We start from the raw sequence: 14,112 nt of genomic DNA on the forward strand, positions 1-14,112 counted from the left end.
GCCCCTTACGGGTGCAACAGGCGGGCGCGCGCGCCGCGGCGCCGGCGCGCCCCCCTTGCGCCGCGCCGCGACCCGCGCCGAAGATGCGCGCGCACAAGAACAGAACAGGGGGCTCTCCCATGACCAACCTTCGCCGCCGCGACCTTCTCGCGGCCACGGGCGGCCTTGCGGCCGCGGCACTCGGTGCCGGGACGGCACAGGCGCAGACGCGCTGGCAGGTCGCCACCGCCTATCCGGACGGCAACTTCCACACCCGCAACATGCGCACCTTCATCGAGCAGGTGCAGGCGGCCTCCGGCGGGCGGCTGCAGATCCAGCTTCATTCAAACGCGTCCCTGCTGCGCATGCCAGAGATCAAGCGCGGCGTGCAGACCGGCCAGGCGCAGATCGGCGAGATCCTGCTCTCGGCCTATGGCAACGAGGATCCATTCTTCGAGGTCGATTCCGTGCCGATGCTGGTGACCAGCACCGACATGGCGCGCAAGCTGGCCGAATTGCAGAAGCAGTATGTCGAGGCGCGCTTCCAGCGCCAGGGCGTGTCCCTGCTGTACTGGGTGCCGTGGCCGCCCTCGGGCCTGTACACCAATGTCCCGGTCGAGAGCGTCGAGACGCTGCGCGGCACTAAGATGCGCACCTTCAACGCGCTGACCAACCGCTTCGCCACACTTTGCGGCGCGACCCCCACCCTGGTGCAGCAGGCCGAAGTGCCGCAGGCCTTCGCCACCGGCGTGGTGAACGCCATGGTCACCTCGGCCGCGACCGGCGTCGATGTGCAGGCCTGGGATTTCTGCCGCCACTTCACGCCGATCGGCTTCACGCGCACGAAGAACGCGATCTTCGTGCAGACCCGCGCGCTGCAGGCGTTGCCGGCCGATGTGCAGGCCGCCATCCGCACGGCGGCGGCGGCGGCCGAGGCGCGCGGCTGGGAAGCCTCCGACGTCGAGACGATGAACCAGCAGAACATCCTGCAAAGCCGCGGCATGACCATCGGCACCATGACGCCGGCGCTGCGCGAGGGCCTGATGCGCATCGGCGCGACCCAGGCCGACGAATGGGTGGCCAAGGCCGGCGACGAGGGCAAGCGCCTGATCGACGCCTATCGCGCCGCCATCGCCTGATCCCGCCGGGACCCGCCGCCGCGCGGGTCCCGCATCACCCCGCCACCATGGAAGCAGCCCGGATGACGACGCTTCACGGCCAGGCAGCATGACCCCGCTGCGTCGCGCACTGGATGCGCTCTACCTTCTGGGCGGCATTGCCGGCGCGGTGGCGCTGGCTGCGATCGGCGGGATCATCGCCACACAGGTGATCGGCCGGCAGTTCGGCGCGACCGTGCTCGGCGCCGACGACCTCACGGCCTTCTCGGTCGCGGCCTCGGCCACGCTGCCGCTGGCCTATGCGTTCCGGCACGGCGCGCATATCCGGGTGGACCTGATCATCGGGCGGCTGCGTGGGGCACCGCGCTTCGTGATGGAGACCATCGCCGTCGGCATCTCGGCGGCGCTGTGCGCCTTCTTCGCCTACGCGATGCTCGACCTCGCCTTCGACAGCTTCGAGTTCGAGGATGTCGCGCAGGGTTCGGTGGCGTGGAAGCTGTGGGTGCCGCAGGGGCTGGTGGGCACCGGCGTCGCGCTCTTCGCGATCTGCCTGATCGATGACCTGGTGGTGCACCTGAGCGGGGGCACGCCGTCCTACCGCCGCGCCGCGGAAGCCGATGCGCTGTCGCGCGCGGGGGAGGAAATCTGATGGAACTCGCCCAGACCGAAGCGGGGATGCTGCTGCTCGGGCTCCTGTTCGTCTTCCTCGGGCTCGGCGTGTGGATCGGCCTGGCGCTGGCGCTGGTGGGCCTGGTCGGCATCGTCGCGCTGCCCATGCTGATCCCCTCCATGCCGACCTTCCCGGCCGAGAAGGTGATGGGCACGGCCATCTGGCAATCGCTGGCCTCCTGGACGCTCGCCGCGCTGCCGCTGTTCATCTGGATGGGCGAGATCCTGTTTCGCACGAAGCTCAGCGAGGACATGTTCCGCGGCCTCGCACCCTGGGTGCAGCGCCTGCCCGGGCGCCTGATGCATGTGAACGTGATCGGCTGCGGCATCTTCGCCGCCGTGTCGGGTTCGTCGGCGGCGACGGCGGCGACCATCGGCAAGATGTCGCTGCCGGCGCTGCTCCAGCGCGGCTACCACGCGCCGATGGCGATCGGATCCCTGGCCGGGGCGGGCACGCTCGGCCTGCTGATCCCGCCCTCGATCGTGATGATCGTCTATGGCGTGGCCGCCGAGGTCAGCATCGTGCGGCTGTTCATCGCCGGCGTCTTCCCCGGCATCATGCTGATGGTGCTGTTCAGCGGCTACATCGCCGTGTGGTCGATGCTGAACCCGAAGCTGACGCCGCCGGCCGACCCGCCGATGCCCTTCGCGCAGAAGCTCCGCGAGAGCGGGCAGCTGATCCCCGTCGTGCTGCTGATCGCCTTCGTGATGGGCAGCATCTACCTCGGCTGGGCGACGGCGACGGAAGCGGCGGTGTTCGGCGTGGTCGGCGCGCTCGCACTCTCGGCCTGGGGCGGGTCACTCACGCCGAAATCCTTCGCCGACAGCCTGATGGGCGCGGTGCGCCTGTCCTGCATGATCAACCTGATCCTGGCGGGCGCGGCCTTCCTCACGCAGGCCATGGCCTATTCCGGCATCCCGGCGGCGATGGCGGCCTGGGTCGGCGCGCAGGGCTTCAGCCCCTTCATGATCATTGCCTGCCTTACGGTGATCTACCTGATCCTCGGCTGCTTCATCGACGGCATCAGCATGATCGTGCTGACGGTTTCGGTGGTGCTGCCGATCATCGCCAGCACCGGCTTCGACCTGGTGTGGTTCGGCATCTTCATCGTGCTGGTGGTCGAGCTCGCGCAGATCACCCCGCCGGTCGGCTTCAACCTGTTCGTGCTGCAGGGGCTGACCGGCAAGGGCATCTTCGAGGTGGCGAAGAACACCCTGCCCTTCTTCTTCCTGATGCTGATCGGCGTGGCGATCGTGACCGTCTTCCCGGCCATCGTGACCTGGCTGCCCAACACCATGCTGGCGCGGTAGCGCCGCGCGGGGCGCGCACGGGAGGATGGCGCGCGCACAGCCGGATGGCCTAGCCTTGGCGGGCACGCAACCGGAGGGACCGCGATGTACCTCGATGTGCCATTCGTCAGTCAGCTCGACTTCGGCGGCAACCTGCACCTCGATGACCCGACGGGGTGCTGGTACGCGACCGCCTGCATGATCGGCTATTCCTTCGAGCAGGGCCCCCGCCAGGGCGTGCCCGCCCTCTATTCCCGCCCGCTGCCGCAGGCCGACGGCACGGTCCGCATGGGCCACTGGACGATCAGCAAGGGCTGGCTGCCCACATTGATGCAGAACGAGCACCTGGTCGAACTGGAGGGCGGGCTGTCCGCCACACTCGAGGAGCTCGAGGTCGAGCTGCTGCTCTGGGGACCGCTGTTCCTGCCCTGGCTCAAGACCTCGGCCGGCAGCACCTATGGCCATGCCTCGGCGATCATCGGCACCGGGAGCGGCGGCATCATCTACCACGACCCCGAGAACGCCCCGCGCAGCGAGCTGCCGCTCGAGGAGATGCGCGCGAAGCTCGCCGCAGGCTGGCCGCTGCTGCGGCGCGACGCGCTGCCGTTCAGCTACGGCGTCAGCGTCCGGAACTGACCGCCCCCCGGGCGATGCGAGGCGCCACCCGGGCGCGGTCCTTCAGGTCGGCGCCGGCCCCACCCGTCGGCGCATCCAGAAATGGCGCGCCACGAAGAAGGCGAGCGCCGTCGCGGCGATGGTGCAGATCGCCCAGAACAGCCGCTCGACGCCGAGCCAGGCGCCGAGGAACCATCCCGCCGCGACGAAGGACCCCGCCCAGACACCGGCGGCGATGAAGTTCAGCACCGCGAAGCGCAGCTTCGGATACCCCGCCAACCCGCACACGACCGAAGCGACGTTGCGCACGCCGTACAGGAAGCGGAAGGACAGGATGAACAACGTGCCATAGCGTTCGAGAAGCGCATTCGCGCGCTCCACCCGCGGCTGGGACTTCGGGAAGCGCCGCAGTATGGCCGGGCCGTAGCGCCGCCCCAGGTAGAACCAGGTCTGGTCGCCCAGGTAGGAGCCGATCCACACCGAGCCCATCAGCAGCCACGGGTCGACGACCCCCATCGTGGCGCCGATGGCGGCTGCCGCCAGAACGAAAGTCTCGCCTTCGAAGAATGCCCAGAGCGCAGCCGCAAGGTATGCGTAGTCGCCCCAATCGGCCCAGAATTCGGCCAAGCCCGGAAGTCTCCCAGTTCGTTGGGCGGAAGACTGCCCTGTCCTGAGCCGCAGGGAAATGGGAAACCTTTGCTGCGCCGCGTCAATCGCCCGGCGCGGGCCAGTCCGGGCGCTCGAAGCGCTGCACCTCCAGCGTGTAGCCCGCCGGGTCGCGGAAGAAGAAGGACGTAACGCGATAGGTCTCGGAATAGGCCGGCGCCTTGTCCGGCACGACACCGGCCGCGACCAGGCGCGCGTGCCAGCCCTCGACATCCTGCGCGACGAAGGTGATGACGGCGCCGCCCTGCACGCGCGGGTTGTCCGTCACGCGCGGGCCGCGGGCGCGGCACACGCCCAGGAAGGCGCGCCCGCCCGGGGCCGCGGCGTAGATGCGACAGGACCCCTGGTCCTGCGCCAGCGGCAGGCCAAGCACATCCTCGTAGAAGCGCCAGGAAGGCTCGGGGTCCTCGGCATAGAGGAAGGTGACGTGCTGGTCGAAGGGCGCGCTCATGCGGCCAGGATGGCGCCGGCGCGCGCCACTGCCAACCGGGTTGCCCGCGGCCCCCGGGCATCGCAAGGTCAGCGGCGATGCAGCGCGCGATTCACTGGCTGATCCGGCACTGGGCGCTGAGCACGACCCTGCTGCTGCTGGCCTGCGGCGCGCTCGGCTATTCGCTGGCGGCCCCCGCGCCCCCGCGCGAGATCCGCATCGCCACCGGCACCGTGCCCGATTCCGCCTATACGCTGGCCGCCGATGCCTATGCCCAGCGCCTGCAGGCCACCGGCTTCCGCGTGCGGCGCGTGCCGACCCAGGGTTCGGTCGACAACCTGGCCATGCTGCGCGCGCGTGAGGTGGACGTGGCGCTGGTGCAGGGCGGCATCGCCGACCCGGAGCGCGATGCGGGGCTGGAATCGCTCGGCGCGGTCTTCGCCGAACCGGTCTGGGCCTTCCTGCACGCCGATCGCGGCATCACGCGGCTTGCCGACCTGCGCGGCCGGCGCGTCGCCGTCGGGCCCGAGGGCAGCGGCACCCGCGTACTTGCGCTGGCGATGCTCGCGGCCAACGACATCGGCGCGAGCGACATCGACGCGCTGCCCCTGACCGGCGCCGCGGCGGCCGAGGCGCTGGCCACCGGCGCGGCGGATGCCGCGATCCTGGTCTCGGCGCGCACCACGGGGACGATCGCGACCCTCCTGCAGGCCGCCCCCGCGCTGCGCCTGCTCGATTTCGCCGACTTCGCCGACGCCTATGCGGTGCGGCTGCCCTTCCTGTCGGCGGTGCGCCTGCCGCGCGGCGGCCTGTCGCTCGCCGCCGACCTGCCGGACCGGCCGCACACGCTGCTGGCGCCCGTCGCCTCGGTGGTGGCGCATGAGGACATCCATCCGCAGGTCGTCTCCCTGCTGGTGGGCATCATGCAGGAGGTGCACCGGCCGCGCACGCTCTTCGCGGCCGAGGGCGCCTTCCCGAATGCGCTGGCGCAGGACCTGCCGATGAACGCCGATGCGGAGCGCTACTACGCCCGCGGGCGCACCGTGCTGCAGCGTTGGCTGCCCTTCTGGGTCGCGGTCTGGGTGGAGCGGCTGCTCTTCGTGCTGCTGCCGGTGCTGGGCCTCGCGCTGCCGCTGATCCGCTTCGGCCCTGCACTGTATGCCTGGCAGATGGAGACGCGGGTCTGGCGGCACTATGACACGCTTCGGCGGATCGAGGCGGAGGCGGAGGCCACGCGGGAGGACGACGCGCGCGCCGCGCTGCGCGAGCGGCTCGCGGCGCTGGAAGGGCGCGTGGCGCGCCTCGCCCTGCCCGTGACGTATCGGCGGCATGTCTTCGCGCTGCGCCGGGACATCGCCTATGTGCGCGCGCAGCTTGCCCCCGGGCGCGCCGTGCGCACAGCCGGCTCGGCCCAGGACACCGGGGATGCGTGAGCGGCGCCGCACGGCATTGTTGAGTTCGCGGCACGATCGCGCCAGCCTGCACGCCATGCCGGATTCGACATGCCAGGGGAAGACGGGCCGATGAGCGACCTCGCGAACAAGATCACCAGCAAGATCCCGCTCAAGGAGCCGGAGTGGCTGAAGGACTTCAAGGCCTTCATCATGCGCGGCAACGTCATCGACCTCGCGGTCGGCGTCGTGATCGGCGCGGCCTTCACCGCCATCGTGACCTCGGTCGTCGAGGACCTGCTCAACCCGATCGTGGGCATCCTGATGGGCGGGATCGACTTCTCGAACCTGTTCGTCGTGCTGTTCGGGGAACGCCGCGCCTCGCTGGAGGCGACGCGCCAGGGCGGCGCCTCGGTGCTCGCCGTCGGGTCGTTCCTGAATGCGGTGATCAAGTTCGTCATCGTCGGCTTCGCGGTGTTCTGGCTGGTCAAGATCCTGAGCAAGCTGCAGGCCTCCCAGGCGGTGGAGAAGGCGAAGGCGCCGCCCGCGCCGACACCCTCGGAGAAGCTGCTCGCGGAGATCCGCGACGAGCTGAAGGCCGCGCGCGGCGCGGCACCCCCGCCCGGCTGACCGCGCCACACCCGCCTTGCCGCGGGGCTCCATGCCGCCCGCCAGGCCCGCGGCCTGATCCAGCCGAGGACACGACCCCTTGCCGACCTACGACCAGTCGAACGCCCTGCTCGCGATGCACACGACCCTGGCCGACTGGCCCGCGGTCCTGACCGAACTCGAGGGCGAGGACAGGCTCTCGGCGCCCTTCGTCTACCGCATCCGCTTCGCGACCGAGGCCCCGGTCGCCGCGGTGAAGGCGCTGGTCGGCACCGAGGTGACGCTGTTCTTCGGCCAGCCCGGGGCACGGGCGCCCGCCCTGCTGCGCCGCCGTCCGCTGAACGGCCATTTCAGGCGCATCTCGCGCATCGGCCGGGTCGGGCGCGACGGCACCATCCTGGAATGGCAGGCGGAGGTGGTGCCCAAGCTGTGGTTCCTGTCGCAGAGCTCGGGCTTCCGCATCTTCCACGACCAGACCATCCCGCAGATCGTGGGCACCATCCTCGATGAGGCCGGCATCGTCTTCGCCGACCGCATCGTGGTGCCGGAGGCCTGTGGCACGCTCGAATACTGCGTGCAGTACGACGAGACTGCGCTCGACTTCGTCAGCCGCCTGCTGGAGCACGCGGGCATCTTCTACTGGCACGAGCACACCGACGTGGCGCACACGCTGTGCTTCACCGACAACAACAACAACGTGCGCATCCCGCATCCGGCCTTCGACACGCTGGCGGTTGGCGATGGCGTGCTCGACCGCTTCGAGAGCCACTACAGCTTCCGCACCGGCACCTGGACGGTGCGCGACCACAACCTGACGCGCCCGCAGCGCGCCTGGGACAAGACCGAGCATTTCGCCGATGTCGCCGGCGCCGATCCCACGGTGGTCACGCGCCTGACGCAGCACGAACGCTACCGCTACCCGGGCAACTACATGGCGCGCCTGCGCAGCACCGGCGACGGTTCGGCCGAGGGCCAGGTCGGCCAGGCCGATGCCGACCTGATGGCGACGCGCCTGATCGAGATCGAGGAATCGCACTGGGAACGCTGGAGCGGCGCCAGCCTCGCGGCGGGCCTCGATGCCGGCACCAAGGCGTCCTTCGAACCCGACACCGAGGAGGGCGCGGCCGACTACCTGGTGACCGCCATCCGCCACCGCGTGCAGGACCAGACCTGCTGGACGGCGGAGGAATGGGCGCTGCGCCATCCCGACGCCGCCGCGCCGCCCCTGCCGAGCCAGGCCAACGACTTCGACTGCCTGCCGCATGCGGTGCCCTTCCGGCCCGACCGCACGACGCCGAAGCCGAGGGTGGCCGGGCCGCAGACCGCGCTGGTGGTGGGCCCGACGGGCGAGGAGATCAACACCGACGAATTCGGGCGCGTGCAGGTGCAGTTCCTGTGGGACCGCGGCCCCGGCGGCGCGGCGGCGGTCGGCACGGCGGTCTGGATCCGCGTCTCGCAGGGCTGGGCCGGCGTAGGCTGGGGGCAGATCCACATCCCGCGCGTCGGGCAGGAGGTGATCGTCGATTTCCTGCATGGCGACCCGGACCGACCCATCATCACCGGCGCCGTCTACAACACGGACAGCACGGTCCCGCATGCGCTGCCGGGCAACAAGGCGCGATCGGGGATCCGCACGCGATCGACCCCGGGCGGCACGGCCGACAACTACAACGAGCTGCGCTTCGACGACGCGATCGGCGCCGAGCAGGTGCTGCTGCACGCCGAGCGCGACTACGTGGTCGAGGTGGAGAACAACGAGACGCGCACGGTGGGCATGGGTGCCGGGACCGGCAACCGCACCGTGGAGATCAAGGCGAATGACCGCGCGACGATCGGCGGGGACCAGACCTTGACCGTGGACGGCAATGTCACGGAGACGATCAAGGGCAGCGAGACGCGCAGCGTATCGGGGAACGTGACCGAGACGGTCGGCGGCACGCTCACCATCAAGGTATCCGGCGACGTCAACGTCACGGCGAATGGCGACATGAACCTGAAGGCGTCGACCATCAACACCAACAGCGACAACCACAACAAGTACACCAACACCTACAACTGGGCGATGGGCTCGGGGACGGGCAGCTTCTACCTCACGACGAACTACCAGGCAGTCCTTTCCACGAACGTGGCCGCGCTGGCGGTGAACGTGTCGGGCTACGGCATCAACATGGGCTACGTGTCGATCAACCTGGTGCCGTTCCAGGTGAATCGGGGGCTGCTGTCCAGCACGAACAACGCCATCTCTGACGAGACGCGCCTGGTCAGCATGCAGCAGAGCATCACGCGGCTGCAGAACGACACGACCTCGATCTACCGCACCATGGTCACGGTGATGAGGTGATCGGACGGACGCCGCCATGAGCCTTGTCGCCACATGAGGGTCGAGAAACCCCTCGCGCTCGGCCTGATGAGCCGACCGTCCGAGTTCCGTCGGCGGCACTACCTCAGCCTCGCCGCGCTGTCCTTCTGCCCGATGGGGGAGGAGGCGGCGCTGCTCGGCGAGATCGCCATGTGGCAGTTCCTGCCTGGGGTCCTGCCGCCCTCCCAGCCGATCGATATCACCCTGCCCAAGCCGGCCGCCGAGTTCCTGGTCGCCGGCAGCGCCTTCGCACTGGGCGGGCAGCCGGTGCGCGCGCTCACCGTCAGCGCACGACTTGGCGCGGTCACGAAGCGCATCGGCGTCGTCGGCGATCATCACATCGAGGACGGGCTGCCGACCGACCCAGCGCCCTTCACCGAGATGCCGCTGGGCTGGGACCGTGCCTATGGCGGACCTTCCTTCGCGGAGAACCCGCTTGGCCGCGGCATCGCCGAGATGCCCCTGCCGGGGGTCGGCCACCGCGTCGCCCTGCCCAACATCGTGCTGCCCGCCGGCAGCGCGGCGCATGGCGCGCCGCATCCGGTCAATCTCGGTGCGATGGACATCGCCTGGCCGCAGCGCGCGCGCCTCGCGGGCACGCATGACCAGCGCTGGCTCGAGGAGGATTTCCCCGGCTTCGCCCGCGACGTGGACTTCCGCATGGCGATGGCGGCGCAGCCCGACCAGCGCTTCGCAGGCTTCCTGGCGGGCGACGAGGACTACGCCATCACCAACATGCACCCGGACGAATCGGAGATCACCGGCCGCCTGCCGGGGCTGCAGCCGCGCATCCTGGTGCAGCGCCGCGGCGCCGAGGCCTTCGAGGACGTGCCGCTGCACCTGACCACCGTGTGGTTCTTCCCCGCGCAGAAGCGCCTCGTGATGGTCCATCACGGCCGCGTCCGCACCGAGGAGGAGGATGCGCGCGATCTCACGGCCCTGCTCATGGGCGCGGACCGCCTCGGCGCGCCGCGCAGCGTAGCGGATTACGAGGCGGTCTACGCCGCGCGGCGCGGCGACGAGAACGGCATGATCGCAAGCCTCGACGAGGCCGCGCTGGTGCCGGCCGAACTCCTGCGCCCCGACCCCGGGCTGCTCGATCTGCGCCGCAGGCTGGCCGAGGAAGGCCTGCCCCAGCGGCGCGCGCGCGCGCGCATGCAACGCGACCACGAACGCCGCCGCGCGCATCTGATCGAACGCGGCGTCAATCCCGACGCGCATGGCCTTGCGCCGCCGCCGCCCTTCGAACCCCTGCCATCGCTCGAAGACATCCCCGCATACATGGCCGCCAAGGCGCGCGAAGCCGAGGAGAAGCGGATCGAGGCCGAAGCAATGGCGAAGCGCGAACAGGAGGCCACGGCCGCGCGCATCACCGCCGCCGGCGGCACGCCACCCGCCCCCAAGGCGAAGCCTGCCGGCCCGCCGCGCCTCGACACGCCCGATCCCCGCGCGAGGCTCGATGCGCGCATCATGGAGCTCGAGGCGCAGGGCCTGCCCGCCGAGACCGAACGCCGCCTGCGCGACGCCCCCCCCCTCGCCCGCCAGGCCTCGGAAGCGGACGACATGGCCCGGCGCAGCTATCTCATGGCCGCCGACATGCAGGACCCCGCGCCACGCCTCGATGCCGCCGCCTCCGCGGCGCTGCGCGCGCGGCTGCTGGATGGCACGCGCAGCGCGGCGCGGCTCGATCTTTGCGGCGCCGACCTCGCGGGCATGGACCTCGCGGGATTCGACCTGACGGAAGCCTGGCTGGATGGCGCCGATCTCAGCGGCGCGGACCTGTCGGGCGCCACACTCGACCGCGCCGTGCTCGCGCATGCGCGGCTCGATGGCGCGCGGCTGGTGGGCGCATCGCTGGAAGGTGCCAATCTGGGGCGCGCGCGCTTCGAGAACGCGGACCTGTCCGACGCCAACCTGCGCGATGCGGTGCTGCGCGATGCCGACCTCCGCCAGGGCAGGTTCCTGCGCGCGGAGATGACCGGCGCGAGCCTGACCGGCGCGCTGCTGGAAGGTGCCGACATCAGCGAGGCTCACCTGCCTAACCTTTTTGTCAACGAGGGCTCGCTCGCCGGGTTGCGCGCCGCCCACGCTGACCTGAGCGGCGCGGTGATGATCCGCGCCGGGCTCGATGGCGCCGACTTCAGCGGCGCGAAGCTGACCGGCGCCGCCTTCATCGGCGTGACCGGCGACGGCGTGCGCCTCGAGCAGGCGCATCTGGAACAGGCGGTCTTCGTGCAGGATTGCGTGCTGCGCGGCGCGCGCTTCGCAGGCGCCACCTGCGATGGCGCCAACCTGCGCGGCACGGTGCTCGACGGCGCGATCTTCGACGGCGCCTCGCTGACCGGCACCGACCTGTCCGATTGCAGCCTGCATGGTGCCAGCTTCGACCTGGCGCGCGGGCGCGGCGCGCGTTTCACCGCGGCCGATCTGCGCGGCGCGCACCTGACGCGCGCCGACCTCGCGCAAGCGAGCCTGGCGCGCGCCGACATCCGCGCCGCGAACCTCGATGACGCGAGCCTCTACGAGGCCGACATCGCCCGCATCCATGCCGACGAGGCAACGCGCATCGCGCGCGTCCAGCGCACGCGCACGCGCATCCATCCGCGCCGGACCCCCGCATGAGCCGCGCCGAGATCGAGGCGCTGGTGCGCGACGGCGAGATCATCGGCGAGGATCGCGCGTGGAGCGGCATCGACCTGTCCGGCGCCGACCTGTCGGGCGGCATCTTCGACGGCGCCGGCCTGGCCGGATGCGATCTGCGCGGTGCCAACTTCACCGAGGCGCTGCTGCACGGCGTGAGGCTCGATGGCGCCAACCTGGCCGGCGCGAAGCTGGCGAAGGCGAGCTTCCACGACTGCAGCATGTCGCGCGCCGACCTGACCGACGCCGACTGCACCGGCTGGTCCGCCACGGGCACCGGGCTGCGCGGGGCGAATTTCGCACGCGCCATGCTCGCGGATGCCAACATCGTGCAGTGCCGCCTGACGCGCGCGAGCTTCGCCGGCGCATCGCTGCGGCGCGCCAATGTCGTGCAGTGCCGCACGGACGGGATCGACCTCGGCGGCACCGATTGCGAGGAGATGGCGCTGGTCGAGGCGGACCTGACGCGGGCCGTGCTGGAAGGCGCGCGTTTCAGCCGCACGAACTTCATCAAGGTGACCTTCGCGGGCATGAACCTGCGCGGCTTCATGGCCGCGATGTGCCACTTCAACGACTGCGACTTCACCGGCTGCAACCTTGCGGGCGCCGACCTCACCCAGGCGGGCATGGCGAAGGTGAAGGCTGCCGGGGCCGTCTTCGAGGGCGCACGCATGCCGCGCGCGGTGCTGCTCGAGGCCGTGCTGACCCACGCCGTGCTGCGACGGGCGGACCTGACCAGCGCGATCCTGCAGGGGGCCGACCTGGCGGATGCGGATGCCCGCGGCGCGCGGCTGGTGCAGGCGGTCTGCGTCGGCATGAAGGCGCCGCGCGCCCGCTTCGAGGACTGCGACCTGGCCGGCGCGGACCTCAGCCATGCCGACCTCGACGGCGCGGAATTCGCCGGCGCGTCGCTCGCGCGCGCCAACCTGCACGCCATCCGCGACGCGAACGCCCATATCCCCGACCGCCGCCACGCCCTTCCGCCCGACCACGTCCGCCTCGAGGCGGATCGCTGGCTGCAGCGCTTCGGCGCCGCCTGACATGGAGACACCGCGATGAACGCGCTCAGCCCCATCGCCCCGCTGACCGGCGTACCGACCGACAGCGCACGCGTGCTTACCTGCGATGCCCGCGGCGTCGCGATCCTGCGCCATGGCCGGCAGGAAGCCGCGTTGCGCGCCTTCTCCTGCCTGGTGGAACCCGCCCCCGGCGACCTCGTGCTGGTGGGGGAGGCGGAGGGCCAGGCCTTCATCCTGGCCGTGCTGGCGCGGCACGGCGACGCGCCGATGCGCGTGGCGATGCCCGATGGCGCCACGATCGGCGCGGCGCAGGATGCGCGGCTCACGCTCGATGCCGGGACCATCGCGCTGCGCGCGGACACGACGGAGGTCACCACGCGCAGCCTCGACGTCACGGCGGGGCGCACGGGGGCGAGCCTCGGGCGCGTCAGCCTGCTGGCCGAGGCGATCGAGACCATCGCGCAGCGCATCGTGGGCCGCTTCCGCCGCTCTATGCGCATCGTCGAGGACAGCGAGGAGCTGCGCGCGCGCGACATCGACCAGCGCGCCAGCGGCCACATGCACATGCGCGGCGATGCCGTGACGCTGCAGGGCGGCGCGCTGGTGAAGCTGCGCGCCGACCAGATCCACCTGGGCTGAAGGACCGCGCGCGATGTTCGCCAATTGCCAGATGGGCGGGATGGACCTGGCCTTCCCCGATGTCTGCCTGACGCCGGCGGTGCCGTCGCCGCTGCCGATCCCCTACCCCAACATCGCCGAGGGACCGACGGCGGTGCCGAGCCAGTTCAACACCATCATCGGCGTCGGGCCGATGCACAACATGGCGACGGTCACCCCGATCACGAACGGCGACAATGCCGGCGTCGCGATGGGCGTGGCATCGGGCACGGTGATGGGTCCCTCGCGCCATGTCCTCGGCGCCTTCAGCGTGCTGGTCTCCGGTTCGCCGGCGACGCGGCTCACCTCGATGTCGATGCAGAACAGCACGAACATGGTCGGCGCGCGCATCGTGCCGAGCCAGACCAAGGTCATCATCCTCGCGCCATAGGGCAGCATCCGGCGCGATGCCGCGGCGCGGCAGGATGCGGGCGCGCGGCAGCGCCGGACCAGCCGCGACCTCACCCCAGGCGAATCGTCCCCGCCCCGACCAGCGCCGCGAGCCTCGCGGCCACCGCCACCTGCGCCGTGGCATCGAGGCCCAGCACCGCCAGCACGCCGGCGGCGAGCTCGGCCTCGGTCATCGGGGCGCGCGCGGCCAGCAGGGCCTGCGCCGTGGCGGCGATCTCCGCCGGCGGAACCGCGGCGGCGCGGCGCAGATGCGCGGCGG

Annotated in this window: 14 protein-coding genes; 11 read left to right on the forward strand and 3 right to left on the reverse strand. The window is 71.1% G+C overall.

Going from position 1 to position 14,112, the window contains the following annotated elements; genetic code table 11:
* The first annotated feature begins 119 nt into the window (after positions 1 to 119).
* From HW578_RS13980 to HW578_RS13995, 4 genes are all read left to right on the forward strand, one after another.
* Positions 120 to 1,118, forward strand: a complete 999-nt coding sequence (locus tag HW578_RS13980) for a TRAP transporter substrate-binding protein (protein ID WP_198371161.1) — start codon at positions 120 to 122, stop codon at positions 1,116 to 1,118.
* 88 nt (positions 1,119 to 1,206) lie between these two features.
* Positions 1,207 to 1,746 carry a TRAP transporter small permease gene (locus tag HW578_RS13985; protein WP_198371162.1) on the forward strand — a complete coding sequence of 180 codons (540 nt, stop codon included), beginning with the start codon at positions 1,207 to 1,209 and terminating at the stop codon, positions 1,744 to 1,746.
* Positions 1,746 to 3,077 (forward strand): TRAP transporter large permease, encoded by a 1,332-nt coding sequence (locus tag HW578_RS13990; protein WP_198371163.1) that lies wholly within the window; start codon positions 1,746 to 1,748, stop codon positions 3,075 to 3,077. Before HW578_RS13985 ends, HW578_RS13990 begins: the two co-directional genes overlap by 1 nt.
* A gap of 84 nt (positions 3,078 to 3,161) precedes the next feature.
* On the forward strand, positions 3,162 to 3,692 hold the full coding sequence (locus HW578_RS13995; protein ID WP_198371164.1) for a papain-like cysteine protease family protein: 531 nt from the start codon (positions 3,162 to 3,164) through the stop codon (positions 3,690 to 3,692).
* Positions 3,693 to 3,734: 42 nt separating this feature from the next.
* On the opposite strand, the gene HW578_RS14000 is transcribed toward HW578_RS13995, so the two are convergent.
* Complete coding sequence (locus HW578_RS14000) at positions 3,735 to 4,298, reverse strand: DedA family protein (protein ID WP_198371165.1); 564 nt, start codon at positions 4,296 to 4,298, stop codon at positions 3,735 to 3,737.
* Between the two features lie 82 nt (positions 4,299 to 4,380).
* Positions 4,381 to 4,788: a VOC family protein gene (locus tag HW578_RS14005; RefSeq protein ID WP_198371166.1), complete on the reverse strand. Its 408-nt coding sequence runs from the start codon at positions 4,786 to 4,788 to the stop codon at positions 4,381 to 4,383.
* A gap of 77 nt (positions 4,789 to 4,865) precedes the next feature.
* Between HW578_RS14005 and HW578_RS14010 the strand changes: the two genes are divergently transcribed.
* The 7 genes from HW578_RS14010 to HW578_RS14040 all read left to right on the forward strand — a co-directional run bounded on the left by HW578_RS14010 (position 4,866) and on the right by HW578_RS14040 (position 13,833).
* The gene (locus HW578_RS14010) at positions 4,866 to 6,200 is read left to right on the forward strand and encodes a TAXI family TRAP transporter solute-binding subunit (RefSeq protein ID WP_198371167.1); all 1,335 of its coding nucleotides are present in this window, start codon (positions 4,866 to 4,868) and stop codon (positions 6,198 to 6,200) included.
* A 90-nt stretch (positions 6,201 to 6,290) separates the two neighbouring features.
* Complete coding sequence (gene mscL, locus HW578_RS14015; RefSeq protein WP_198371168.1) at positions 6,291 to 6,788, forward strand: large conductance mechanosensitive channel protein MscL; 498 nt, start codon at positions 6,291 to 6,293, stop codon at positions 6,786 to 6,788.
* A 79-nt stretch (positions 6,789 to 6,867) separates the two neighbouring features.
* Positions 6,868 to 9,108 carry a type VI secretion system Vgr family protein gene (locus HW578_RS14020; protein WP_198371169.1) on the forward strand — a complete coding sequence of 747 codons (2,241 nt, stop codon included), beginning with the start codon at positions 6,868 to 6,870 and terminating at the stop codon, positions 9,106 to 9,108.
* A gap of 33 nt (positions 9,109 to 9,141) precedes the next feature.
* Entirely contained in the window at positions 9,142 to 11,748 is a 2,607-nt protein-coding gene (locus tag HW578_RS14025; RefSeq protein WP_198371170.1) for a DUF2169 family type VI secretion system accessory protein, read from the forward strand.
* Complete coding sequence (locus HW578_RS14030; protein WP_198371171.1) at positions 11,745 to 12,806, forward strand: pentapeptide repeat-containing protein; 1,062 nt, start codon at positions 11,745 to 11,747, stop codon at positions 12,804 to 12,806. Before HW578_RS14025 ends, HW578_RS14030 begins: the two co-directional genes overlap by 4 nt.
* A gap of 15 nt (positions 12,807 to 12,821) precedes the next feature.
* Entirely contained in the window at positions 12,822 to 13,424 is a 603-nt protein-coding gene (locus HW578_RS14035; RefSeq protein ID WP_198371172.1) for a DUF3540 domain-containing protein, read from the forward strand.
* A gap of 13 nt (positions 13,425 to 13,437) precedes the next feature.
* The gene (locus tag HW578_RS14040) at positions 13,438 to 13,833 is read left to right on the forward strand and encodes a DUF4150 domain-containing protein (RefSeq protein WP_198371173.1); all 396 of its coding nucleotides are present in this window, start codon (positions 13,438 to 13,440) and stop codon (positions 13,831 to 13,833) included.
* Between the two features lie 70 nt (positions 13,834 to 13,903).
* Here HW578_RS14040 and HW578_RS14045 read toward each other — a convergent pair.
* The coding region (locus tag HW578_RS14045) for a hypothetical protein (protein WP_198371174.1) at positions 13,904 to 14,112 on the reverse strand (209 nt) is incomplete at its 5' end.

The sequence above is a fragment of the Roseomonas rosulenta genome, from assembly GCF_016106005.1.
Taxonomy (GTDB): domain Bacteria; phylum Pseudomonadota; class Alphaproteobacteria; order Acetobacterales; family Acetobacteraceae; genus Neoroseomonas; species Neoroseomonas rosulenta.